This is a genomic window from Sphingomonas sp. OV641 (assembly GCF_900109205.1).
GTDB lineage: Bacteria > Pseudomonadota > Alphaproteobacteria > Sphingomonadales > Sphingomonadaceae > Sphingomonas.
This window is the reverse complement of record NZ_FNZB01000003.1, coordinates 416781-442332: the sequence shown is the minus strand read 5'-3', so window position 1 is coordinate 442332 and position 25552 is coordinate 416781. Positions and strand designations below refer to the sequence as shown.

Genomic DNA, 25552 nt, shown 5'->3' with positions numbered 1-25552 from the left:
ATGTCCCTTCATCTAAACCAACAATGTCAAAGAGCGACAAAAACCGACGCCCAGTCCAATCCCTCTTTCGTGGGACGACCTCGGCGCCTGGATTTCGATGACCACCGCGGCAACCGTTCCGGCCACCGCTGCGGTGACACCCATCTAGGGCGACCGCCCAATACCGTCAAACACTTTTTGCAACTTTCTTACAGTCCCACCCAAAATGCCCGGATTTCCGCCACTTTTAACTTGTCGTGAAGTCACACACCTGTAGCCCAAACACCATGCCTCCCGCCCCCTCCAACACGAATCAGACCCAGTCCCTCACCCAACAAGTCCGAAACGCCGTCATCTGGCGGTCAGGCTCACAAATCGCCGCCGATCCGCGACATCCGTTCGCTGGTCAGTACAGATTCTCCTCGTAATCCTTTTCGAGACCCTTCCGCAGCAAGTGGCTCGCTCCGGGCACCGCAAGCGAGGCGCGGGCCAGCGACGCCGCAACCCCGGACGCCTTGTTCGCGCGAATGTGCTCCACAAACAGCTTGGCTGGGTCGACATCGGACTTCGCCCGGACTGGCCAAAGCGCTGCATCGGCCAGTGCAACGCTTCGCGTGATGACGATGCGGTCCAGAGTCACGCGGGTCGCCATAAGGGGTGCCTTCTCGTCAACGCGAAACCGGTCGAGCATGACGGGATCGGTCGTCATCGTGGCCATTCCAGATGCCAGCGCCACTGTCCGCGCGCCCGGAACCAGCAGTGCAAGCGCGACATGCCCACATTCCAAGATGTTGCGGTAACTGTCCGCGCGTCGATTGCCGGGCCGCTCTGCGAACAGCAGCGCTTCGCCATCTCGTTGCACCAGCAGTCCGGCAGGATCGCCCTTGGGGCTTACGTCGGCGTCGCCGCTCCGCCCCACCGTCGCGAGTGCCAGAAAGCGGCTTTCGGCTAGGAATTCATCCAGCCGGGCCGGTGCTTCTACTGGCTCGGCGCGCCAGAACTCGGATCGGATCAGCGCCTTGGCACAATGTCCGTAACACTCGCGCACATCGATGCGCACGGATCCGCCCGCCACCTGCGTCACCCGGCCATTAACTCGGAGCGTCTCTCCTATCCCTGGCAGAAGGAACAGCGAGCCAAATGGATCACCAACCTGCGCGATGGCGACTGCCGCAGCAGCTTCGCCGCTTAAAAGCAACGCATGCCGCTCGGCCACAACCCCGCCTCGGCCGCCGACCAATGCGATGCGGAGGTCCGCGCCCTGCCCTATGCCGGCAAGCATGAATGGCGAGCGCGCGATCCAATCCGCGGCGCCCGCATCGATATGGTCGATCACCTTGTAATGCATGGCTGGCGGCGTCGGTCCGATCGCCGCCTCTAAATTCGCGATGCTGTCCACTCGGTGGTTCAGCACAGCACAGCCTCATTGGCCAATGACGATCCGCTGAGCCGGCGCGTCGGGTCAGCGCATCCGCCAGTGTCGCGCGGGATCACGGAAACGTTCGCGTGCCATTCTCCCGAGGAGTCGCTCCACAGAGAGGCATGCGGCTGGATCGAGCCGAACATGGTCATAAGCGCGCTCCCAATGAACGACGTTTGGCCAATCAAGCCTGCCATGAGTGAAAGCGCCTCGCAATAGCGGGCGCGTGATCAGAGATCTGTGAACCAACACAGATAGACTATCGGATCACCATTCCGGCAAATTGTAACGGCTTCTTTTCACCGCCGATCTTGGAGCAGATAGTTCTCGAGCAGCCAACTGGTCGGCGATGCTAGACCGCCACCAGCATACACGCGGCCATTCACGAAAATATTCGGGCAGCGCCGGCAACCGCCCCGTTGCCGATCAAACCCACGCGACCGTTCCAGGAACTCACGCGCGCTAAGCGCTCACCGGTACAACAGGCGCACGGCAGGAATATTGATGGTAGGCCGCAGGGTTCACGTGAACTGGCTGAGCTGCCGACTTGCCGCACCGAACCGACAATTCTCATGCGGGAGCGATCGTGATCACACGGCCGCTAGCCTGAATATCGTTCAAGCCACAGAAGTGAACATCAAGCATGAGCTCACGCCTGCGCAAGCACGGCGCTGCCTCTGTGTCAGAAAGGATGGCGGAGAGGGTGTCCTAACAAGTAGTTGTCCGCAATCGTCCCGGCTAGTTCGTCCCCTGCCCCACTGCGAGGCGAGATGCGCACCAACGACTGGAGCAATCATGCGCGGTGGTTCGCACCCGTTCGCCTCGGACCGGCTTGATCCGCAGCCGAAATGGGCATCAAAGTGGGCACCGTTTACGGTGCCTAGCGTAGTTGCTGATGGCGGCGGCCCTCATCGCGCGCGCCATTGGGCTATCCGGCCGCCCCCATCACTAAGGTTCCCCGACCTTAGCTTCGCATCACTGCCGCCCTGCCCGCGCCGCGAGGAACGAGCGAGCAAACCCGTGCGTCGATCCGCAACGGTACCGCTTGCGTCGAACAACGATGCGCGCGTATCAAGAGACCGCCTCGCAATGGCTTAGTCACCGGCGCGAGGTGTGCAAACACGCACGGAACACGGGTCCGCTCACGTCGGGCGGCCCGCTGAATACAATAGCCCGCGAGGGCGAATATGCGTGGCGTGCTACCCCGTGTTCGCGCGTGACTAACCGTCCCGGCACCAGCCGGGCGAACGCGGGGGCATATCTTTGTCGAATGATGTCAAGGCGTCGTCGCCGGGCGAAACGCTCGGCGGCTGTCTCGTGCTGCTTTTCTTGCTCGCATGGATCGGAAGCTGTGTGTTTGACGGCAAAACCGATGAGGAGAAGAGGGCTGAGCAGGCGAAGGCCGCTCAGGAGCAAAAGGCTCGGAAGAACGCGACACAGGCCAGGCTAGTGTCCTCAGGCGCTGCACGATTCAACAGCGATCCGCTTATCGCCGAAGGCAATCGGATGAGCCCCGATGGTGATGGCTTCGCCTACACGATCGTTGTACTTGGGAACCAATGCAATCAAACTATCCATGTCTCGGCGTTGGCACAACCGATGACGTACGAAGTGATATGCTCAAACGGCTCATCCGGTGGACGGATGAATTTCGTTAAATATCGTCTGAACACAGCTGCCGGAATCTCCGAGTTGCTCAGTTAGCAAAAGTCTCTGCTTGATGTGGCGACGCGTAGCCACCGCTAACTTGGGCGTACATCTCTTTTGAAGATCTTTGGATCTTGACTGACACTATGTGATGACCGCTAACGGGGCGGGCCGGATCTGGGCCAAACAATTGGCATTGGGTGCTTGTGTAGAGAAATTGTCCACGTCCCCGAAACCGGCCCGTACGAGCAAATCCGGAGTTATGCACTTCTCGTAAGTTGTTGATTCAAGTAAGCCAAACCTTGCCGATTAGGCGATGTTGATCCTCAAAGCCACTGACCGGTAGTTTTTAACACAATCAGGCGTAAGCTGACTTACGGATTTCAACGGGAAGCCTCGCTCCCAGCCGTTCTCCCTACCTCTGCCCGGTTCCCAGCTTTGGACATTCGCTGACGGGAGTCGATCAAGGCTGTACGGGACGGCATCGACGACATGACGCGGTGATATTTGGGACTTACCTGCCCTTACAGACCGACGCGTTAAACGACAGGTCTCGCCAGGAGCGGACGTCCAGTGCTTCCCCGGCCGACCATCGGAGTGCGACTGGAAATGGGCCGGGAGCCGACCGGCGGCTTTCCGCTCGTCGACAGTGAAAAGCTGCCGTTGCTGGAGGCTGACGCCGATTGGTGGCTGCCGACCAGAGATGGTCATTCGCTTCAGCGATGGTGGATGTCCGGTCATATCGGAAGCCGCCGACCGGCTAGGTCAAAGCGGCAGCCTGAGCAGTCTTGTATCGTTCAGGATGCTGCTGGCATTCCTCCCTTAAGCGGTTCCGCCAAGTATCATACCAACTCCATTGATTGCCGACGGCTATCGCGCCGTAACCCTTCGCCGGGTCTTTCGCGCCGAGACGCTTCCAAAGCCGGGTATAGCTATCCATCGTGAAGGCGTCGAAGTCCTCGTCCTTCATCGCCCTCACCATGGCGGCGGGAAGATATTTCTTCTTCTCCACCTCTTTCAGCGCCATGTTGAATTTCTGATCGACTTCCGATACCGGCGGCACGATTTCCACGGCAAGATCAGCGCCGGGCGCGCGGTTGGCAGTCTTGTGAACCATGAACACCGGGAAGGCGAACCGAGGGTCGGCCTGCTGCTCCGGTGTCAATTTCTGCTCAAAATTGTCCATCGTGGTTTCGACATGACGCGGCAGCGTGCCGGCCTTCTTCAAGATCGCGCGTTGATCCGGGCTGAAAGTCACGAACTGCAGAGCGATAGGCAGGCGGCGTTCCAGTGCATATTGCGCACCGAATATGCTCTTGATCGCATCGTTGAGGTTAATGCAGCAGGCTTGCAGCTTTGCACTCAGCGCATCATCAATGCGGCTGGTCGAGCGATGTTCGATTTCGTGTCGGATTTCCAGCAGCAGGTTTAGATTGTCTTTCGCCCCTTGCTCGATCGGTGAGCGGGCATGTTTTAGGCACTGGCCCAGTTCCCAATATTTCTCCGCGCCGCTTGGCGTTTTCACGACGACCTTTCCGAACTAGCGCGTATCGGCTGATGGAAAGCCCATTCGAGGTGAAGTCAGATGACCCGGTAATATAGGGAACGCCTGCTCCGGCAGTATCCGAATATTCGTTTGGCTGAAGATGCTGCCCTGAGAGCAGACTTATCACCGACCCGAGAGTAACCGGTTCCCACCCCCTTGGCGTCGTGTGGCTCACGCCGTATCGTTCGGCTACGCTATCCTGATGAACCCTTACCTGCCCGCCTCATAGTCGTTGGCATCTCGGCGGCATGGCTATCCTAGCGGTCTACGAGTGGCGCACCTTCGTGGCAGTCTGAACCACCTCGGATTTGTCGGAGGCTCCAAATCCTGAAAGGTGGAGCCTGCATGAGCAAGAAGACGAACAAATTCGCGTCGGCGGAGCGGACGCTGAGGCTGCAACAATCGCCCGATCTCCGCCTACCTTGCCGGTGGGGGCGCCAGGAGCCCGGCTAGCGCACCAATTGCTGCTGAGCCAATGGCGATCAATCCATCGGGTATGTCGCCCTGCGACTTAACCAGTGCAATCCACGTTTGGGCGACAATAACACCGATGACACTAATACCAAGAACCACAACGGTTACCTTGTACACGACAGTGTTAGGTATGGGTGTGCGTATAATTGCTTCTTTCTCTACCTGTTCAACAATGTTCTTTACACCGTCATCTGTCGACGCCGCAGCCAGATCCGGTGCACGCTCCTTTAACAAGTTTGTTATGTTGTTAGCTAAGCTTGTCATTTCAAAATCTCCATCAATCAAGGACGGGAGTATTGTGAGCCACGCATCATGATTAACGAGGGAGGCCGCGAGTCCGTCAGACATGCTGTGGACGCGAAGTGGAAGCAGCTACCACCGATATGGGACTCCATTGTCTGGCACTGCGCATTAATATTGCTAGACTATCCCTATCTGCAGTGCAGTACAATGGTAGATGCAGTAAACGCACATGGTTTACGATACCGTTGCACTGGTAATCCATGTTTTTACTTAGGGCTAAAACTTATTGATGTACACGTCATGATCTGATCAGGCTTTGTGATTATAGCAAGATAAGCAACCTGTTTTGGATGATGGACGAAAAGATTTAGCCTCTGCTCCGTTCTTTTCAAAGAGCCACGGCACGCCTCGCGTTTATAACTGTCTGGCGTTGAGCGAGATCGTTTTACACGACAAGTTACACACCAAGGTTTTTTATACGAGTTTGCGAGGCTCACATTGCCCAGTTCGCTTTCCACCGGTGAAGCGGAGGGAGGGGTGCTTATACCTTATGGCGCGCGATCGCTCCGGGCCGTCAGGATGTTTCCCGATGTTGCTTGTGATGAAGAGTGCTATTATTCGGTTCTCTGGAGGAAGAAGCATGGGCGGCATTACGGCCGAACCGCGCCCTGACTATCGGAGGAAGCGCAAGGTTTTTACGCTTTTGCTGCTGGGTGTTATTGTCAGCCTAGGCGCGCTGCTTTTTCTCTTCGTTCGTGCATCTCGCAATCAAAGCGAACCACTCAAGCGTTGGGTACAAGAACAGAACTTTATCTTCTTGGTTCCGGCGCGCAGCGGCATCCTCCCGGGGGACGTATTCGAGTGGCCCGAAGTACGCGCGGGCACCATCCCGACCGGCGACGCACAGCTATTTGAGCGCTCATCACGCGTACTCGGGACACTTGGCGAGGGCGGCCTCGTCACCAGCACGCCGATCAATGTAACTTTGACCGGTACGATCGAGGCGGGCCTGCGGATCGGTGCTCTCAATTCCCAGATTGGAGCCGAGGCGATTGCCAAGGGCGCCCAGGAATTCGAACTAGCGATGACGGACGTGGTGGTTCTCGAGGTGCCGCTGGCGACCCTGCAATCCGCGATCGCTGGCGATGCCCAGCTCGCCCAAGCCCTAGGCAATCCCAATCGCACCGTGATCGCTCGCGTTCTAAGGCCGGGCCGGTTCGAATATAGGTTCGGCAACAGCGGCAACACCGGTTGGCTCGCGAGCCTTGGACGCTGGCTGGGCCTGAAGAAGTCCAACGCACCCAACCTTGAGTCTGGCGGTGCCTTCCAAACCGCTATGATCGTCAAGAGCGATCATCCGATGGTGATCGGCATCGCCTTAGCCAAGCTGGAACCGTTCCGATCGCCGTCGCAAGTAGCTGCTCCTGAGGTTCAAAGCCTCGATTTCGAACAATCGCGGACGTTCCAACCCGATCCAAACGCGGCGCTTTGGCCGGTCGGCTCAACTTTGCGAGTCCGCTTCCTCGGCGGCGGTAACGCGCAAAAGAACCTGTTTCAGGAAACCATGGGCGAATGGCTCAAGAGTGCTAACGTCAAGGTTCGCTACGTCTCGTCAGGTGCGTCGGACATCCGGGTAAGCTTTCCCTCAACGTTCGAAAACTTCTCCTATGTCGGACGTAATGCGCTTCGCGTACCAGCGGATGAAGCAACTATGCACTTGGGCTTTCCGGTCGACCAGCCGGGAGCACGAGGCGGCTATCTCCACGAGATCGGCCATGCGCTGGGGCTCGCCCACGAGCATCAGAATCCTAGAGCGCGGGACATCTGGGACCGCGAAGCGGTACTAAATTTTAGTCGGAGCAAGATGAACTGGGATGACCAGACGACGCAGCTAAACTTCTTCGCGATCGGATCCTATCCAGGCGCGCGCGCGCTCGACCTTGATTCGGTGATGACATATTCGCTTCCGGCGGAACTCTTCAAGACGGGCCAGCCCTTTCGGCCGGGCCAAGACCTTTCTGAGAGCGACCGCGCCTATATCGCCCAACTCTATCCGTGAGGCGGCAACTAAGTGCGCGGCAACCTTCTCCGGACAGCGAGCGGCATAATGGCTCTTTGCGACGCATGTCGACCAGACCCACAACGATGGAGATTGCGATGCGGATTGCCCTGAAGCCTTTCGGGATCGATAGCTGCCACAAGGCGCAATGTCGGGTTCCACCGTCGCCTTACCTGCTTTCCAAGCTTCACGCGCGCTATTTGGCGCTGATCGCCGAGGAGCGGCTGCTTCCCGAGACTACGTTCGAGCAATTCCTGGCCGTCTGGCGCGCCAACCGGCGCGGTGGAAAATACCAAGGGCTTGACGACGGGGCGACCGAAACCGGCCCGAGAAATCCTGAGGCGATGAAAATTGACCGGCCGCCGCGGCAACTGGAGGGGGAAATACCTACGGTCGTGCTGCTGGTCGATTTCCCTGACCGGCAGCATCAACAGGACCTAAACCCAGCCTATTTTCAACAGATGCTTTTCAGCACAAACAAGGTGTTCCCGACCGGTAGCATGCGGGACTATTACCGTCTGATTAGTCGCTGGGCGCCGAACGGCGGCGGGATCGACGTCACCGGCAGCGTCCATGGCTGGTTCCGCATGCCCCATCCCATCAGCTTCTACGCCGACGGGACCTCCGGCATGGACGGGACCTTTCCGCGCAATGCGCAGGGGATGGCGCACGACGCCGTGCTGGCCGCACTTGGTGCCGGCGTCGACATGTCGGGCTTCGACGTGCTGGATGAGGGCGCGGTGACGGCCCTGTTCGTGATTCACGCCGGTGGTGGCGCCGAGATGACCAGCGAACGAAACGACATCTGGAGCCACAAGTGGGTCATCCCAAACGGCGGAGTGGATGTTGGCAATGGGATCCGCGCTTCCACGTATCTCACCGTGCCTGAGGACTGCCATGTCGGAGTATGCGCGCACGAATGGGGCCATCTCGCCGCACGCTGGGCAGACTACTACGACACCGGGCAAGTCGCTAATTTCCGCTCGAATGGTCTCGGCGATTATTGCCTGATGGCGTCTGGCTCATGGGGGGACGGCGGCATGACCCCAACGCTGCCGAATGGCATGCTGCGCATGTTTCATGGCTGGATCAATCCTGAGGTAATCCAGACATCCGTTGCTGGCATCGCGCTGCGCCCCGCCGCTGAGGGCGGCGACGCGATCGTCATTCAGAATCCTGACGTGATGAACGAACGCCAGTATATTGTCGTCGAGTACCGGCGGCGGGGAGGGCAGGACGCGTTCCTGCCCGATCAAGGTATAGCCATCTATGTCGTCGACGAGGCGATCGCCAACGTGAATGAGGAACGTAAGCTGGCAATTGAACTAATCCAGGCTGACGGGCGCCGTGACCTTGCGCGCGTGTTTAACAGTCCCAACCGCGGCGACGAGAGCGACCTCTATCCACTGGGAGACAAACGCAGCATTGGCCATGACACCGCCCCCCCGCTCAATATGCCGGGAAACGTCTGGTCCGGAGTAACGATCGAAGTCCGAGGCCAGCCGGGGGATGCCGTTATGAAGATCGACGTGAAAATGGGCTGAAGCCAGACCAGACCGTAGTCGATCAAGCAGACAGACCGCACTGCATCTCGCCGCCGTTTTCTTGCTTCCCAGCAGCGGGTATCATAAGATTTACTATGAGCATTCAGCCCGACAGCCGACCTGTGACTTGAAGCATTCCGAGCGCCCGCCCCTAGTCCTGAGCGCTTCCGTTAGGCCGCGCAGGCCGGAAGCGCTGCCTTGTCGCGTATTTCGTCCGAGATTTCGACAATTGCCGCAAAGGGCTGCGACACACCGATCTTGATGGCGGCGCCGTTGGCCTTGAACTGAGCGGCACGCGCCCCTGAGGACTTGGCGATCCGGTCTGCCCGGCCGGCCACTGTGTTATCTTTACTGACACCGTCGCAATAATTGATCAGCGCTGCGCGGGCGGCGCCCAAGCTGGTCGCATAGTCCGCATTAAGACTTAACTCCGCCACTTCCAGCGTGTCCGCTGCGTCCGAACTGATCAGCGGCGCGATCGCGCTGTTGATGGCCGGCTTGGCCCCATTGAATACGCTGGCGGCAAACGCCAGTCCGGGTTTGCTCGGGCGCGCTTCGACGCTGGTGATGCTGACCGTAATGGGAACGGCAGTGGCGCTCTTGGAATAAGGGTCGACCTTCTGCGTGCCGGGTTGCGGCGGAATGGTGCCGCCCGGGACATCCGCGCCGACCCCTCCGATGCCGGCACCGCCGATCATGCCGCCGGTTCCGGCCGCCTGCCGCGTGTCCTTCGGCTTGGCCGCACCGTTACTCTTGTCGGTCGCCCCAGTCGGGTTGGCGATTGCGTTTGGGAAGGTGAACCAAGGCGCCTCGTAGCGGGGACGCCCAGTCCTAGAGTCGAGATCAAAAATTTCCCCTTCGCCGATTTTGCGGTCGGGGATCAGCACCGCGCCGCCTGCCTCCGGGACGCCAGGCTTGGTGAACTTGAGGCTGACCGTGAGGTCTCGGCTGCCCCTCTTCGACTCGTCGAGTGACTGGTCGATCAGCACGAAGGTTGGGAAATAGGTAAGCGCGCGACGTCCCGGCGCCTCGACCAGGCGCAGTTGCACGAACTGATCGAGCCGGTAGACGGCGGGGACGAACAAGCTGTCCAGCCGCGCCTTCTTTTCGGCGGCGAGCGGATCTCCGGGCTGCCAAAGGCGTGAGCCGAGATCGACGATCTTGCCTCCCTTCCTAGCTGTGAACGAACCGCGGACGAACGTGATGCAGGCTGGAATTTCACCTGGCAACAGCGTCAGGTTTTTCGTGGCAACGGCGGTGGGCAAGTTGCCGCCTTCGGCCGCCTTGTTCAAGGTGTTACCAAAACTGTCGAGCAACGCCGAGACCGCGGTTGTCGCGATCGTCGCGAGCAAGCCCGCAGACTCTTGGCCCGCCGGCTCGTGGATGCACGGGTCGCCCGAAACGAAGACGCGCGCCTCGCCCGGTGTCGCATAACTCAACGGCCTGAGGCCCGGCAGCCCCTGCGCGCATCCGGACATGGTTGCGGCAGCAACTAGAAGAACAGCGATCTTCGTCATGACGTCCCTCACGGCACAGAAGATTGGGCGAAGGCGATCAGGTTGGCGACCTCGGCGAGAATTGCGTCGTCGAAGCGGAGGCCCGCATTGAGGACAGAGCCCCCCGCCGGCGCCTCGGTGTGAATGCCGAGCGCTGCCGTGGTGCCGCCGGTTGCATGAAAAATCGGAGCGCCACTGTCTCCCGGTCGGGTGTTGATCTTGTAGCCAATCGCATGGTCCTGCCCATAAAGAACCGGGCCATCGGCCACGCTGAGCCGCGAATGGCCGTTCGAATAGGGAAAGCCGTAGCCCGCGACCGCCGCCCCGTGCGAAGGCGGTGCGCCATTGGCAGCGAGGCGGAAAACGCCTGGTGCGTCTTCCTTGGTGATCAGCACGCACAGGTCGAGCACAGGATGTTTGGCGTGCGAGAGGATCGTAAGACGCTGCGCACTGGGGTTTCGGGACGCGTCGAAGGCGACCCAGACGCCGGCCGAATCGTAAGTTGCGGGCTCGAGATTATGACGCGCAGTCAGGACCACTCGCTGGTCGCAGAAGAATCCGGTACCGACCCGAACTACCTTCTTCTTGAAAAAGAAATTTAACAGGACAATTCCTGCGAAAGGCGGGCTCTTCGGAACGGTCACATCGTTGCGCTGCTTCGCGCCTGGCAAGATGACGAACTCGGCATCGGTGGACGGAAAGTCGAAGTCGAACGTGGGCAAAACGGCTGGCGTGTCTTGATTCTCCAGCGACCAACGCCCGCCTGTGATGACTAACTCTTGAGCGCTATCGGACATGCCGAATGCCTCCCACTTTCCGTCTCAGTCGATAAGGTTGAACATCCAAGAACTCGAATCTATGCCACAACGATAGCACGAACTCTTCTGTAATGAACGATGGTTTTTTCTTGAGATGAATGGCGCCTTAGGAAATTCGTCGTGACGTGATGGGGTGGACGATCGATGTTGCGTATTCGTTTTTGACGGCGAATAAGGCCACCAGTGGCGGGGACCGTTTAGACGATACCCACCGCAGTGAAGGCGTCGTCGATGGCCTTCAGCCGTGTCGTCAGCGTCGACGGGTCGGAGGCGTGGTAAACGCCGACGACGTTCTCGAGTGTCCGGCGGCTATCGATGAAGGCCGAGGTAGGTGTGAGACGCGTCAGCGTGAGATAGAGCAGGAGCATCAACTCGCCGATAGGAAATGCCGCCTCGCCGGTCGGCGTGTTCGCCGTCATCAGCAGGTGGACGGCCTTGTTGTGGATCCCGCTGTAAATGTGAACGCCGCCCTGATCGACGCTAATGGGAAGGACGCGATACTGGTTCATGTGGTCGGGTTGCCCGGCGCGCGCTGGGTTCGCGAAATCGCGGATCGGACCGCCATTGGCGCCAAGCCCCGGACCTATTTCCCAGTCCCAGGTGGACACCGCGTTCGGGGCGCCCGGCCACCAATTCGCGATCGCAATACCGAAAATGTCGCTAAAGGACTCGTTGAGCGCGCCCGACAGCCGCCGATAGATCAGCTTCGACGACGTCTCGGTAACGCCGTGAGTAAGCTCGTGCGCGATCACGTCGAGGTGCTTTGCGAAGCTGACACCGTTCTCCTGCCCATACCACATCTTACCCTGCCACCACACGGCGTTGCCCCATTGCGGCTTGGGCAGGGGATTGTTGGCGCTCGAGTAGACGTTGACGATCGAGACGAGCTGCATTCCCTTGTCGTCGACGCTGTCACGCTTCAGCACGTCGTTGTAGAAGTCGTAGACGACCTTTGCGTTGTAGTGGGCGGAGACTGCTTCCGGCCTGGTGTTGCCGAGGTCATTCGTCGGATGGTCGATCGCCTGGGCCGGCACGGGCGGCTGCGGGACCGCATCGAGGTCGGAGTTGCCATAGTCGTAGGTCGCGATGTTGCGCAGCGGGTCCATCAGCAGGAACTTGGCTGCATTGCTTAGGCCGAAAAAGTCTCGGGACTTGTTGTCGCAGTCCAGTCCCTTCATCGGCGCTGGAACGTCGAGCGTGGCGGCGCTGGCAAAGTAAAACCTGACCTGCCCGTCCGCCGCGTCCACGAAATAGTCGTAATAGGCCGCGCGATTGGAGTGCCGCGCGCAGCCGAGTTGCTGGGGTATCGCAAAGGGGAGGTCGTCGGGAACGGGCTCAACCGGCGGCGCGAGCGGCACTGAGGCGAAGTGATACACCAGCGACCAAGCCTCGCCCACCTCGTCGAGGTGCCAGGTTAAAACCGGCGGCGAGGGTGGATCATAGTCGAGCTGTCCACCTTGCATACCTGCGCGGTCGCGGAGCCTGGCCCAGGCCTCGGACGGGCTGATGGTGGCGATCGGCGACTCCGTCGGCAGCGGTGATAGCTTGCCGTTGATCGCGATCAGCGACTTCTGGTCGGCGTCGATGTCGACGACCACCCGTCCGCCGAAGATCGGGATCGACGTTGCCAACTGCTGGTAGGCGATGCTGCGGGCGTTGAGATCGGGCGTGAGGCCGGTGGTCTCCAGCTGGAGATTGGGCACTAGTTCCGGTCGATCCGGCGCGGTGATTTCGCGCAGCGTCTCGCTGCCCGCGTCCTCCAGGTAGGTCTGCATGATTACGCGGCTGGCAGTCTCGTCGTTGGATTTCGCCTGGCGCTCGACCACCCGCGCCAGCATCGGGTTGTCAGGTGCTGCCGTGGGTGCGAAGCCGACCCGGTACCGGCTGAGGTTTTTGAGTCGCGCCTGCGACGCGCCGAGCAGGTCGGCGGCGCCGTTGACGTTAATGCTGCGGAACTTCGGCATGTCGTGGTCCCTTTCGAAGGACTGCGCCTAGAGCATGCCCGCGAAGCGCAGCATGGCCTCTAGCGAGTCGATGGGCCCACCGGCGAGGCCAGCGGCGTCGGGCGACCAGCGGCTACCACCGGCACCGCCCCTCCAGAAGGACGTCGGATCGTTCGCCACGAGGCCGACGAGCGTCTCTGCCACCAGGACGCTGCCGAGTGGACCGAGATGCTGGCCGTTCGCGCGGACTTCGGCCTCCTTGAGCACGTAGAACCACAGCGGCGTGGCGTCGGCGAGGCCGGCCGCGTCGAGCGCCGCGCCTGCATCGCCGGACGTGAGTTCGGTCCGGCTGAGCGGCGTCAGGCCTGGGTGCGTGCCGGCCGCGAGCGACGCGATACAGGCCTGCGCCGTCGGGATGGAGAGTCTGTAGCCGCGCCTGAGGTTGCGCTTGGCGAGGTGCTTGAAGACGCCAGTCGGCTCGTTATTCATGTCGGCGAGCGGCGGTGCGAGGTGGGTGTCGATCCTGCGCGCCGCGTGCATCGGCTTGGTCGGATCGGTCCGTACGAATCGGTCCCATTCGATCACCCAGTTGCGCGGAAGCCTGGGAGCTTGATTGTTCATCTTGCCATTGCCCGTGAAGGCGAAAAGCAGTTCGAATGACGCCTCGGGCAGGAGGTTCTGGTCGCCTGGAACGGCCTCGCCGAAGAAACGGTTGTGGTCGTAGGCGCTGCGAATCATCGAATGGCCGAAGCGGAATGCAGCGACCGAGAACTCGAGCGGGAGCGGCATCTGGGCGGAGCCTGCAGTCCCGTGGGCAGCGAAGAATTCGCCGTAGAGCGGCGCCTCGCGGGCCACCACGTCGTCGACCACTGCCGTGTCGCAGATCGTCCGCAGATATTGGTTCACGAGCAGCCACTGGTAATGCCACCGCATCAGGCGGCGGGCGCCATCGAAGCTGCCGGTGGCGTCGACAAGTTTGTTGTGAAACCGCAGCATCGACATGTGTAGCTGGGCGACGAGCAGGTTCTCGTCGTTGCGCGCGTCGCCGATGATCGCCCGTTCCAAATTGGGCGTTCCATCCGGGTTTACGAACGTCTCCCTCAGATCGGCCGGAAGGGCGTCGAGGTCCGCCTGCTTGACATCGCCCCGGCCTATCAGGAAGCCGAGACGCAGCAGGTCGGCCGCATTATCGTCCGGTCCCTTCGGAAAGGGCGGCACTTGGCCGGGCGTGTCGACGGGTATTGCCAGTCGCATCTTCGCCTTGCTCGTCGGATGCCGCATCAGGCCAGCAAGCTTCGTAGCGAACGGGCCCTGTCCCACGGTGTCGCCGTAGATGCTGTCGAGCTGGAGAGATCCGTCGCGCAGGTTGAACAGTCCCGCGACAACGTCGGACCGGTCCACTGGGATGATCACGCCGTCAATCTGGGATAGCACGCTCTCGCGGTCAGTGTTCGCGGTGATGTCGTGGTCCACGAATTGCCCGAAATAGGTGAAGATCGGCGGGATTGTCGAATTCTGCGCCTCAGGATCACTCGCAGCCTCGACCATTGCTTCCGCAACATCGTCGAGCCGATCCGGGAGCGTGGGGTCCTCGGGCAACGCCGGGGCGTCAGCAAAGTAGAAGGCGAACGAGCCGCCCCCGACCGCCGCCGGGACTAGGCGGGATCGGGTATCGCCGATCTCGGCCTCAAGCACGGAATCCAGCGGTACGACATCGTTCGGGGCGGTCCCGGTGGCGCCCGGCGGCGCAGCGCCGGTGTCAATCAACACGTGTTGACCATGTCCGAGCGTGAACAGCATCGATCGTCTCCCCTTTTAAGGGTCGCAGGCCGCAAACGCCATAACGCTAAAGACTTCGCCCAATCCCAAACAGGCGACTCATTTTGGTAGGATCATCCATTGCGCTTGGGATGTCGAGTCAAACTTTCATGGCGCGTTGCCGAATCGATCCGAACTGACGTCAATACGCCATCTTGCTTGATTATCGACTGGCTTGGAGCTGTCCTATCCGATTGCGTTGGCGACTATTCGACAATGGACCAGATCTCACTCGCATGTGCGTCGCTGAGCAAATGCCCTGAATGTCTGGCTATATCAAAGTTGACGTTTGCTACCAATTTTAAGAACGGCAGCTAAGTCCCGTGCGCCGTGAGGTCGGCCCCTCGCCGGCGCGAGGAGCCAACAGGTCCAATCTCAGTGTTCTCGGCAAGGGCAAGTGCGTCTTCCACATCGATCCCGAGATAGCGGACCGTATTCTCGATCTTGCTATGGCCGAGCAGGATCTGGAAGGCACGCAGGTTACCAGTTGCCCTACAGATGATCGATGCCTTCGTACGGCGGAGCGAGTGCGTCCCATATTTACTTCGCGTCAGACCGACCCCCGTCGCCGAACCAGTTGGTCGGCTTTGCGCCCGAGTCGGCTGTTCGAGCCGCCGCTCCAGCAAGAATATGAACGGCAGCTTTTAGGTACGCGCAGGCCCAAGCTGAACGGCCGAGATTAGGGCGCATTGCCGACCGGCTAGCTCGGCCAGTAGCTGTCCGGCGGGCGATGGGCCGTCAGCCGACCGACTGGTTTCCATACGGCAGGCAGCTGAAGCGGACATAAATAGGCTGCCGATCCAAAATACATCGGCGGAGGGCTTGCTACGTGGCGGGCAGCAAAGCGGGACTTTTGCGCCGCTAGACAGATCCGCGACGACCGGCCTTGTAGCCGCGCCCGACGCGCGAAATAATGTGTGATGAAGAAAATCAACTGGTTCCAAGTTGCGGCCTGCGTGGCGGCAGGATTGATCGGCGGTGTGCTGGCGGCGATTGTTTTGTCCCGGCCTGCCCTGTGGGCCGGTCTGGTCGGCATATCCGCTGGAGACTGGCTGCAGGCAGTAGCTGCGATAGTCGGCGTGTTTCTGACTGTGACAGCCACGCTATGGTTGGAGCAGAGGAAGCGGGACGCAGAGCGCCGAGAGGAGCAGCGACTGATCCGTGAGGCGCTGTCGATGTTGCAGACCGCCCTGCCCGCCGCCTCAGAACCGCTGGATGCCGAATGGGATCTCGAACGGCGCATTCACGAGACACAGGTGCACTACGAGGCCGTGCGCACCGGCCTCGACACGCTCTCTCACGCCCGTCAAGGATACCGCGTCCGAAGCTACAACCTGTGGAACGCCCTTGCCGAAATCGAGGCCGTCTACACGGTGGTCCGTCCGCGGATCACCAACGAGGAGAACATCGTGCGCGGCAACCATGTGACCGGCGCGGTGCTAGCGATCGCCCGCGAGAAGATAGAGGAACTGGCGCAGAACTTGGCGGCACCCGTCGATGCCGCCGTCGCGGCACTTTGCAGCGAACTGAACTGAGCGGCTTTAGTCCCAATCGAAGGTGGGAAAGTCGAACTGCTCTCTGATCATGTCACGGAATATGCGCTCTGCACGCTCCTCAGTGTCGATCAGCGCCATGAGGCGCTTCGCCCGACCCACGTCACCGGCATGGTAGGTTAGGCATGCGCCGGCGATCAAGTCTGCCGCTCCCACGTCATCCGCAATCGGACCATCCCAGCTGTGGCCTTTAAACAGCCGTAGCCAAAGGTTAGTGAACCCGCTTCTGACGCCCCAGGCGAAGTCGTCGCCGTCGACCATCAGATCCTGCAGCCCGATCGCACCACCCCCGACGAGGCGCGCGACGAAGGACGTCTGGACGTCCATCCGCTTCGCGGCATCCATTTCCGAACATGAACGGCTCTTTGTGTGGTGGCAGTATCCCTGCCGGTGGGACTCGAATGTGAGCCGCCTCAGGGCGCTGAACGGGACCGGGTCATCGATGACGATCTCCGGCACGCTGGTTTTCAGCCAATACCACTTGTCACCGACAAGCCGCAGCGGCCCGTCATCGGTCGTCGGATCGTAGGGCGTCACCGGCAGGCGCGTCACGTCATTCCACGACAGCAAGAAGCGGGCGATCGGGTTCTGGTAAGACCGGTTCTCCTCGACCCAATAGAGCTTGCGGGGTCCATGGATCTCCGGCCACGACGCCTCGAAGCAGAAGCTGCCGTAGATGCTGCCGCCGCCCCATTGCTTGGGTGAGAGGTAGGCCACCTCGGTGCGGGTAGCGAGCAGCTTGCCGTCGTAGATGAGCCGTCCGGAGATCTGACGGTCTTCCGCGATGCGGAGCGCAGGCATCATGTGCGTGTAGTGCCAGACCCCAGTGAACTCCTCCCAGCAGTCGTCGACCCCCGGAACCGCCGACGTCGCGAAGCTCCTCCATTCTGGCACCGTCGCCACTCGAGACACCTCCAGCTACTTGACCTGCACCAACGACTTTCCAATCCCGCCATCGATTACGAACACCTGCGCGAACGGAAGCAAGGCCGCCCTCTCCTTGAACCTGGCCGCCATCTCGGAGAGATCGCGCCCCGGCGACGACCCGATCGGCGCCGTGATCAGCAAGATCTGACCAGAGAACTTCTCCTTGTCCTTCGCCTCTAGCCGATCGGTTATGGATCGGTCGATGCTGTCCTCGATGCCCTTGCGGGAATGCGTGATCCGCTTGCGTGAACGCGCCGCGTCAAAGGCGCTCTGCTTCGCGTCGTCCTGCAGGCCGATGAACCCGGGCGCGGCCCCTCCGTCCGCCAGCCCCTTGGCGATTTCGACGGATGAACGAGCCAGCGCTCCGGTCACCTCAATCCCGACTGCAGGTCCGCCACCGACGGTCACCCAGGCGTCAGGAGGCTGGTCGTTCAAAGGGAAACGCACGATCGTCTGGTCGGAACAGGCGACCGAAAGGAAGCGCTCGACGGGCACGATCTCGTCGTGCAGCTTTTTCCACGGCTTGCGGCCCTCGCGATATGCCTGGACATCATCCGAAGAACGCGGTCGATTGCTGAAATCGTCCAGCATTCTACGCAACTCGATCAGACTGACGCCGCCCTCCGCCGATACGGCATCGTATAGCTCGAATAGCGCACTTTCGTTGAATTGCTCCAAGATCCATCTCTCTAAAACCTCACGGTGGACCGATCAATCCAAGGCTCGGCTGATTGAATATTTCGCGCACCACTTTCCAATCGGCACAGCGGATCCACTCACCGTCCTTCGCACTGTTCTGGACGGCGACGACCTTCAGAGCGGTCTGTGGCGACCAGATCCCCGCCGGCTCGACATATGCCCACAGGGACGCCCCGCTTAATCCCCTCAGCCGCGGTATCACGCGCTTCGAGCCGTCGAGCAGCACGCCCTCCATCTCGGGATGGAAGACGCGGTCGACGGTTGGGGCGCGTATGCCCGCTCGCGACGGGGGCAGCAGGACTATTGCTACTCCGCCAAACCATCCAGCCTCTCGGATTTCTTGTCATGGTGTCCAAACAGCCTTTGCCTTGGCGTTTCCTTCTGGAAAGCCTGCTGCGCCTTCTTGATTGCGTCGGCTTGCCTCGCCGGCCCGTTGTAAATTTTCTCAAGTAGCAAAGCGACGATGCTCATTCCAGCAACCATCTCTTGCTTGGTCATTGGTACGCCCTGGTGCGCGCCCGCATTACCCTTATCTCGAATTGTATGCAGCAGCGCCTTCTGATCGGCATCAACGCTATTCCGAACGCAAAGATCTTCTATCTTCTCATAGAGATTTCGCCCACTGCACCTCGTGTGGTTGACGATGAACTCAATGACCAACCTCAATCCGATGGTTGACAGGTTTAGCTTGCCGCCAGCCATACTATACATCATTTCGTCGATCAGTTCGGTGAGCGGCGGTGGAACGTGGGAAGTGTCAAACGAGAAGTCCGCTGATGAAGGCGGAGGGAACTGCGCGACCTCATGCACCGCATACATATTTCCTTCGTCGTCGTGATCGAAGCTCTCGCTATTCCAGCTATCTGTTTCCAAGCAGACCGCGTCACACGCCCCGCACCTGAATAGCGAAAACTCCGTTCCGCCATCCACGTCACCCATGGGGTGTTTGAAATCCCACACCCCGCGACAACGCGCCTCCAGCGTGTGGATGGTTTCCCGCTTACAGTCGTTGCACTGAAGTAGCTTTCGCTCGTCTAGATCGGTGATACGCTCGAACTTGCTGAACATGCGACCTCCCCCATAGTTCTTTCTAGATACCTGCATGAGCGAAAGAGGGGCAAGGATGATTACCGCGTTATGGGCGGAGATCAAGCCGATCCTCGGCCCCTTGATCCAAGCGCTTGTCGTGCTGGTAGTCGGCGCGTTCACGATCTGGTTCCAGTTACGGCAAGCCCGTACGGCAGAACGCAAGCTATTCTCCGACTTACACGATAAGCGGTTCAGAGCACTGCATGACTTCACGCACGAGCTAGATGAATCAGTCCGAGAAAAGCTGGACGAGGATGATAGCGCTCACCCATCAATAAACGTTCGAGCAGAACATTCCCGTAGTCGAGCGCGTTCCGCCCGGATACACGAAATCGCTTGGCTATTCGGTGATGATGTTGTCTTGCCTGCAGCGAAAATGAACGAACATGCGGAAGCGATTATCAATCAGGTTCACCGTATAAGGCACAAGCTGAAGAGCGACAACCCGGTCAAGCTGGTTGATGACATAAACTGGAATAACCATCAAATGTATGCCGCTTGGGGTGCTCTCAACGATGCGGCTCGACATTACCTGTATGTTGGCCACATTAAGATGCGAATACCACCACTTCCCGCTTACACCCTGAAGGAACTTCACTTGGGCAAAAGGCTCAACAAAGATCGATTTTATCCCGATGCAAGACCCGATTGAAACGTGCAAGTATCGTCCGCTCCACCCACGAGAGCGACCTGATCGATGGCATGCGCGGGGGCCATGAGCGGCCGCAATCGGACAGCTTAAGGTTAGCCCCGAACGTCCGCTGATGGGCGTTAGCTGCCAGTCCGCATTTGGGAGCCATCGACGCGATCGTAAGTGGCAGCATTTGGGAGGAAAGCGGACGTTGTGCTTTCGATCTCGCGCAACTCTCATCGCGTACGGAAAAGCAAGACGAACCCGTCGATGAAACACCCGAAAACAAGCACCAGCGACGCGCCACCAAGCCGTACGATCAAGTGGACCTCAGGGCCATCCCGCGCTGCCGATGCGTAAGGAAGCTGTGCTAGCAAGCCGCTTCCTCAATCGTCTACCCGCTTCAAGGCGGCATTTCAACATCTGCTCGTAAATGTTAAGCCAGAACGTGACCTAAATCCGCGTCCTATCCGGAGAAGGAACTGGTGGATATTCGGCGAGGCCCTGGGGCCGTTCAGGCCAGCTCTGCGAGGGCTGCCTCGTACAATCGCCACGCCAATCACCTCTAAGCACAGACTTTTCACCTTTCTTGATCGGGGTACTGGCGGCGATAGTAGCGTCGTCGTGGTTGCATCATCCGACGCTTACGTTCTCGCCGTTCTGTCCTCCCGATACCATAATCTTTGGTCACTTAGAGCGGGTACAAGGCGCGGGATTGGTAATCATCCAAGGTATAACAAGTCGCGGTGTTTCGACGCCTACCCGTTTCCTAACGTGATCAGCGAAGCGCAGCGAAATCAGGTTGCATCTGAAGCCGAAGCCCTCGACGCGCTCCGCAAGCGCGTGCTCGCCGAGCATGCCGACCTGACGCTCACCAAGCTCTACAACGTCCTCGAAGCGTTGCGCGCCGATGACGGGAGGAGCCGCGCGCTCACGGCCGCCGAGCGCGACATCCACGATCGCGGGCTCGTCACGCTGATCCGCCAGCATCACGACGCGATCGACGAGGGCGTGGCGGACGCCTATGGCTGGGGCGACGAGCATCGCGCCGGCACGCTGGACGAGGAGACGATCCTCACCCGCCTCGTCGCGCTCAACAAGGAGCGGGCGGCGGAGGAGGCGCGCGGGCTGGTGCGCTATCTGCGCCCCGAGTTCCAGGACCCCGGCTATCGCGCGCCGGTCGCGGCCACGCTCGACCTCGGCGAGGCGGCGGCGGCGCCGGTCAGCAACGTCGTTCCCTGGCCGGCGACCCTGCCCGAGCAGGTCGGCGCGGTGCAGTCGATCCTCGCCGCCGCGCCCGCGCCGCTGGGCGCAGCGGACATCGCCCGCAGCTTCAAGGGCAAGCGCGCCGCCACCGTCCGGCCGGTGCTCGATGCGCTCGCCGGCCTCGGCATGGCCCGCCGCCTCAATGACGGGCGCTACGCCGCATGAGCGACCTCAAGCTGTTCCGCACCAAGCCATCCGGCGTCGCCGAGCTGCCGGGCGGCGCGATGGCTCTAGAGAAGTCGCTCCAGACGCTGTTTGAGGCCAATCTCGAAGCGCTGCTCGGCGTGCGCTTCCTCGCGTCGGAGTTCGTCACCAACGAGGGCGGTCGGATGGACACGCTCGGCATCGACGAGAACAATGCGCCCGTCGTGATCGAGTATAAGCGCTCGTCCAACGAGAACGTCATCAACCAGGGGCTGTTCTACCTCGACTGGCTGATGGGCCATCGCAAGGATTTCGAGTGGCTGGTGATGGAGCGCCTTGGCAAAGAAGTCGCGGACAAGGTTGACTGGTCGGGCTCGCGGCTGATCTGCGTAGCCGGCGATTTCGGCAAATATGACGAGCATGCGGTTAAGCAGATGAACCGTACTATCGCGCTGGTGCGCTATCGGCGCTACGCGGACGACCTGCTGCTGCTGGAGCAGCTCGCGGCGACCAGTGCCAAGGTCGCCACCCCGGCGATCGCCACGTCTGCTGCGCCAACGGCGCCGGCGCAGGGCAAGAAGTACAAGACCATCACCCAGCAGATCGCAGAAGCTCCTCCTGCTGTGCTGGACCTGTACCATGCGGTTTCGGCCTACCTCGTAGCGCTCGGCGACGACGTGCAGATCAAGACGACGGACCAGTACGTCGCCTTCCGGCGGATAAAAAACATTGCTTGCGTCGAGGTTCGCAATCAACTCGGCAAGCTGCTTGTCTATCTCCGCGTCAACCCGGACGCCGTGGCGCTAGAGCCGGGCTTCTCTCGCGATGTTCGAGGCATCGGCCATTTCGGGACGGGTGACCTCGAGCTCACGATCCAGTCAGGAGCTGACATCGAGAAGGCTAAGCCTTTTCTCGATGCCGCCTATCAGCAGGGTTAGCGCCCTCGTTCAGCCAGCCATCGAGACTAGTACCTGCACGCCGCAAACGAACCAAATACCTTCGGGTGGGCACGACCCTCGATCAGCTAGAATCCGACATCGAAGCTTAGCGCGTGCAAAATTATGGAGCGAGGCCATCCCGGCAGAAATTTCCTTAGGGGGGGTAGGGGACCCATGAGGGTATTCCCTCATGGGCTGAGGGACGTACCCTTAACCGTCAGGGACTCGCACGGCGAGACTTTTACCAGCGACGACCTCACTGAAGTAGCTAGGTGGGCGTCCCGCGCCGACGATCCTATGATCGATCTCGTAACCGACCTCGGCGAGGGCGTGGGACTCTATGTCGCTGGCAGCCCCGACGTGGTCGAACCCCAACCGTCCCTCAAGCTGGAAGGCGGGATGATCTTCATGATCGACGGCGATCCGCTGCTGAAGCAGCCCGCCGGCTTCCACCTGTGCCCGCTCAGCGCCTTCCTCGACAAGGGACGGGAGGCGGACTCGCTAGACGACCTGACGTGGTACACTCCCGCGCAGTTGAACATCGTGACGCCGGGCTCGATCCCTAATGTCGTCCTGATGACCGGCCGCAGTCGTCAGGAAGGACAAGGCAAGTGGAAGCCCATCACCTCCACCTTCGCTCAGTTCTCCGCCATCCTGCTCGATCATAAGGTCGGCGAGAAGAACGGTACGTGCTTCCTGCAAGGTGAGTCAGCGGATGGGGCCCGCAAATCCTCCGCGCAGATTGCAAATCACATCCTCGGTGTCGATCTGGATTCCGGCGCGCCACTCAACGACGTGATGGCCACCATCCAGAAGCATGGGCTGGAAGCGGTGATCTACACTACGCACAGCCACCTTAAGGACACGTCGGAGATCAAGCGCGACCACTTTATGAAGAAGATGGACGCCAACGTCGCCGATCTTGAACTACTCAAACGGTACTTGATCGAGCGGAAGGGCGTACTCCCGCACATCGTCAAGAAGTTGGAGGTGCTGGACGACGCCAAGCACACCGCCGAGGGCGTTGTCATCCTTGTTCGCCACGAGCCTATACCGAAATTCCGTGCGGTGTTCTCGCTCAGCGAACCGTTCATTTTCGCCAAGCGGGGTGGTAGCCAGCAGGACGCCATCAACGAATGGAAGGAGCGATACGCCGGCTTTTGTACTGACATGGGCTTCTTCTTCGACGAGAAATGCGTTGACCCGGCACGTCTGTTCTACTTGCCTCGACACAAAAACAGTAACAGCAACTTCGGCTCGTGGCGGATCGCGGGCAATACCCTCGACCTCGACAAGTTCTCCCGCGTCAAGATCAGCCGTAACCGCCGGTCCGGCGCGGCAAGGGGCCCTCAAAACGCCTTTACGGCAGCGGCTATTGCCGCGGGCGCCAACGACTATGATGACGATCCCGATCGCTATATCACGGATGACGGTTTCAACCTGCGCCGGTGGTCCGCGAAGTTCGCCAAGCACTTCGAGATTCAGACCATGCTGGATACGTTAGTTGGCGGCGATTTTATCCGTGAGCCTCGCCCATCCGGCAAGCCGGGCGTCCAAGTCGAATGTCCATTCGAGGCAGAACATACGACGCTCGGCGGCAGTGGTACGTTCGTGGTCAACGCCGGGGACAACTATGCCGACGGGTTCGAGGGCGGGTTCACCTTCAACTGCCAGCACGCGGCCTGTAACGGCCGCGATCGTCTCGACTTCCTCAAGGAGCTCTTGGAAAACGAAATTATCTCTGAGGCGGGACCTACCCAACAAAAACTTCCTGCTCGAGCTTGAGGAAGAGGACGGAATCAATGCGGAGGATGACCGCACGCTAGACCGCGCCAAGAGTGCCTCTTCGGAGGAGGGAGACCTTGAGGCGGCTATGAGCGCCATGAATCGAGAGTACGCCGTTCTGCGGGACGGGAAGTCCGTGACGGTGCTCGTTCTTGAGGACGCCAAAAAAGGCATCATCAGCGACCTTCCCATTCACGCTTTTAAGACTTTAGAGGATAACAATAATGTTTTTGTACGTGATGCAAAAGGCAAACTTAAACTAGTCAACGTGGCAGCCGCGTGGCTTAAATGGGAAAACCGCCGCGAGTACTCTGGACTAGGGTTCTACCCGGGAAATGGTGGTCTCGCTAATCATTTCAACACATTCGTCGGCCTTCCTTTTCACGCCAAATGCGGGAGCTGGCAGCTGCTCCAGGAGCACATCCTCGTTAACCTTTGCGAGGGCGATAGCGGCATTTACGAGCATCTTCTGACATGGCTTGCGGAGATCGTTCAACGTCCGAGCAAAAAGACCGGATCAGCACTCGTCCTCCTTGGCGAGAAGGGTACGGGGAAGAGTGTTTTCGCGGACGCAATCAGCAAGCTGCTAGGACGTTACGCCATCACTGTTTCTCAGCTGCGAGCAATCTTCGGAAACTTCAATGCCCACTTAAAATCTAAGCTTCTCGTTGTCGCAGAGGAAGCAGCGATCGCTGCCGCCGCGGGCGCAGATGGCATTATTAAGGATATGATCACGGGATCCAAGATCCACATTGAAGGTAAGGGTCGTGAGACGGTTGAGGAAAACAACAATCTTCGTCTAATGTTTATTTCGAATGACGACCATGTCGTTCGTGCAAGCATTGGAACCGAGAGGCGCTTCTCCGTTCTTCGTTGCGGCGACCGGAACCGCGGTGATCATGTGTTCTTCGATGCGCTCATTACTGAGCTGGAGAATGGTGGCTACGAGGCCATGCTCCATGACCTGATGACGCACGTCCCCGCTAACGGATGGAACAGCCTGCGCAGCCCTCCGAAAACGGCTCATCTGCTCGCGCAACAGATCGAGACACTAACGCCTATTCAGGAGTTCATGCGGATGTGGCTGACTGACGGCTTCTACGAACAGGATGTGGGCGAGCCTCAATTGGTGCTCGGGACGGGCGCATCTACTGCGTTCAAGGCGATCGAGATTAAGTCCGCCATCATGGAGCAGCTCAAATCGGGCCCGTACGGACATGCTCCTAAGGTTTCAGTTGAGACAGTTGCTCGCGAGTGCGAGCGTTGGCTTGGCGCAACTGAGCTGCGCGTCAACGAGGCTGGCGGCATCAACACGCGACGCACGCTTTTCATCCCCAAGCTGTCAGATGCCCGCGCGCATGCAACTGCCAACTTTGGGATCAAGTTCGGACAGGAGGTCGACGACCTTACCGGCACGCTGGGCGAAGTACACCTTCTTCATTCGCGCGTCGCGCGGGGCCGCCCCAGCCAGGGCCTCCACTGAAAAGAACCGAGCGCCTCGGCCGATCTTTGGTTGAGGCGCTAGGTTACAAA

The 25552-nt window shown here is 59.9% G+C and carries 20 protein-coding genes and 1 pseudogene; 9 read left to right on the top strand and 12 right to left on the bottom strand.

Translation table 11 applies throughout. The features are described from left to right. Positions 1-385: 385 nt before the first annotated feature. Complete coding sequence (locus tag BMX36_RS16005) at positions 386-1378, bottom strand: pyridoxamine 5'-phosphate oxidase family protein (protein WP_218142183.1); 993 nt, start codon at positions 1376-1378, stop codon at positions 386-388. Positions 1379-2662: 1284 nt separating this feature from the next. Between BMX36_RS16005 and BMX36_RS15995 the strand changes: the two genes are divergently transcribed. Next, the gene (locus BMX36_RS15995) at positions 2663-3103 is read left to right on the top strand and encodes a hypothetical protein (protein WP_093066949.1); all 441 of its coding nucleotides are present in this window, start codon (positions 2663-2665) and stop codon (positions 3101-3103) included. A 703-nt stretch (positions 3104-3806) separates the two neighbouring features. On the opposite strand, the gene BMX36_RS15990 is transcribed toward BMX36_RS15995, so the two are convergent. Both BMX36_RS15990 and BMX36_RS21360 read right to left on the bottom strand, forming a co-directional pair. Beyond that, positions 3807-4571 (bottom strand): DUF3644 domain-containing protein, encoded by a 765-nt coding sequence (locus tag BMX36_RS15990; protein WP_093066947.1) that lies wholly within the window; start codon positions 4569-4571, stop codon positions 3807-3809. A 438-nt stretch (positions 4572-5009) separates the two neighbouring features. After that, the gene (locus BMX36_RS21360) at positions 5010-5414 is read right to left on the bottom strand and encodes a hypothetical protein (protein ID WP_143058593.1); all 405 of its coding nucleotides are present in this window, start codon (positions 5412-5414) and stop codon (positions 5010-5012) included. Between the two features lie 535 nt (positions 5415-5949). On the opposite strand from BMX36_RS21360, the gene BMX36_RS15985 reads away from it, so the two are divergent. Together BMX36_RS15985 and BMX36_RS15980 are read left to right on the top strand one after the other, a co-directional pair. Beyond that, a complete protein-coding gene (locus BMX36_RS15985) occupies positions 5950-7368 on the top strand; it encodes a M12 family metallopeptidase (protein ID WP_093066945.1) in 1419 nt (472 codons plus the stop codon). A gap of 98 nt (positions 7369-7466) precedes the next feature. Beyond that, the gene (locus BMX36_RS15980; protein WP_093067049.1) at positions 7467-8912 is read left to right on the top strand and encodes a M6 family metalloprotease domain-containing protein; all 1446 of its coding nucleotides are present in this window, start codon (positions 7467-7469) and stop codon (positions 8910-8912) included. A 170-nt stretch (positions 8913-9082) separates the two neighbouring features. Here the strand turns inward: BMX36_RS15980 and BMX36_RS15975 are convergent, their stop codons facing one another. The 5 genes and pseudogenes from BMX36_RS15975 to BMX36_RS22195 all read right to left on the bottom strand — a co-directional run. Beyond that, complete coding sequence (locus BMX36_RS15975) at positions 9083-10429, bottom strand: hypothetical protein (protein WP_093066943.1); 1347 nt, start codon at positions 10427-10429, stop codon at positions 9083-9085. A gap of 8 nt (positions 10430-10437) precedes the next feature. Next, positions 10438-11205, bottom strand: a complete 768-nt coding sequence (locus BMX36_RS15970) for a trypsin-like serine peptidase (RefSeq protein ID WP_093066941.1) — start codon at positions 11203-11205, stop codon at positions 10438-10440. 218 nt (positions 11206-11423) lie between these two features. Beyond that, on the bottom strand, positions 11424-13190 hold the full coding sequence (locus BMX36_RS15965) for a M4 family metallopeptidase (RefSeq protein WP_093066939.1): 1767 nt from the start codon (positions 13188-13190) through the stop codon (positions 11424-11426). Between the two features lie 27 nt (positions 13191-13217). Beyond that, positions 13218-14969, bottom strand: coding sequence for a peroxidase family protein (locus BMX36_RS15960; protein ID WP_093066937.1), 1752 nt, complete (start codon positions 14967-14969; stop codon positions 13218-13220). Between the two features lie 332 nt (positions 14970-15301). Further along, positions 15302-15553 (bottom strand): annotated as a pseudogene (locus BMX36_RS22195) (hypothetical protein); the annotation flags it as partial. 354 nt (positions 15554-15907) lie between these two features. Here BMX36_RS22195 and BMX36_RS15950 point away from each other — a divergent pair. Continuing rightward, entirely contained in the window at positions 15908-16522 is a 615-nt protein-coding gene (locus tag BMX36_RS15950; protein ID WP_093066935.1) for a cation:proton antiporter, read from the top strand. Positions 16523-16528: 6 nt separating this feature from the next. Here the strand turns inward: BMX36_RS15950 and BMX36_RS15945 are convergent, their stop codons facing one another. The 4 genes from BMX36_RS15945 to BMX36_RS15930 all read right to left on the bottom strand — a co-directional run bounded on the left by BMX36_RS15945 (position 16529) and on the right by BMX36_RS15930 (position 19234). Next, on the bottom strand, positions 16529-17443 hold the full coding sequence (locus BMX36_RS15945) for a hypothetical protein (RefSeq protein ID WP_093066933.1): 915 nt from the start codon (positions 17441-17443) through the stop codon (positions 16529-16531). 15 nt (positions 17444-17458) lie between these two features. After that, complete coding sequence (locus BMX36_RS15940; RefSeq protein ID WP_093066931.1) at positions 17459-18145, bottom strand: hypothetical protein; 687 nt, start codon at positions 18143-18145, stop codon at positions 17459-17461. Positions 18146-18164: 19 nt separating this feature from the next. After that, positions 18165-18392, bottom strand: coding sequence for a hypothetical protein (locus tag BMX36_RS15935; protein ID WP_143058591.1), 228 nt, complete (start codon positions 18390-18392; stop codon positions 18165-18167). Positions 18393-18472: 80 nt separating this feature from the next. Then, a complete protein-coding gene (locus BMX36_RS15930) occupies positions 18473-19234 on the bottom strand; it encodes a DUF4145 domain-containing protein (RefSeq protein WP_177179180.1) in 762 nt (253 codons plus the stop codon). A gap of 55 nt (positions 19235-19289) precedes the next feature. Here BMX36_RS15930 and BMX36_RS21355 point away from each other — a divergent pair, with 55 nt between their 5' ends. The 5 genes from BMX36_RS21355 (at position 19290) to BMX36_RS15910 (ending at position 25502) form a co-directional block, all read left to right on the top strand. After that, positions 19290-19907 carry a hypothetical protein gene (locus tag BMX36_RS21355; RefSeq protein WP_143058590.1) on the top strand — a complete coding sequence of 206 codons (618 nt, stop codon included), beginning with the start codon at positions 19290-19292 and terminating at the stop codon, positions 19905-19907. Positions 19908-20660: 753 nt separating this feature from the next. Further along, positions 20661-21317, top strand: coding sequence for a hypothetical protein (locus tag BMX36_RS15925; RefSeq protein ID WP_093066925.1), 657 nt, complete (start codon positions 20661-20663; stop codon positions 21315-21317). Beyond that, the gene (locus BMX36_RS15920) at positions 21314-22234 is read left to right on the top strand and encodes a DUF5655 domain-containing protein (protein ID WP_093066923.1); all 921 of its coding nucleotides are present in this window, start codon (positions 21314-21316) and stop codon (positions 22232-22234) included. The genes BMX36_RS15925 and BMX36_RS15920 overlap by 4 nt, the downstream gene beginning before the upstream one ends. A gap of 297 nt (positions 22235-22531) precedes the next feature. Further along, the gene (locus tag BMX36_RS15915; RefSeq protein WP_143058589.1) at positions 22532-24019 is read left to right on the top strand and encodes a hypothetical protein; all 1488 of its coding nucleotides are present in this window, start codon (positions 22532-22534) and stop codon (positions 24017-24019) included. Positions 24020-24107: 88 nt separating this feature from the next. Then, positions 24108-25502 (top strand): primase-helicase family protein, encoded by a 1395-nt coding sequence (locus tag BMX36_RS15910; protein WP_093066919.1) that lies wholly within the window; start codon positions 24108-24110, stop codon positions 25500-25502. The last annotated feature ends 50 nt before the right edge of the window (positions 25503-25552 follow it).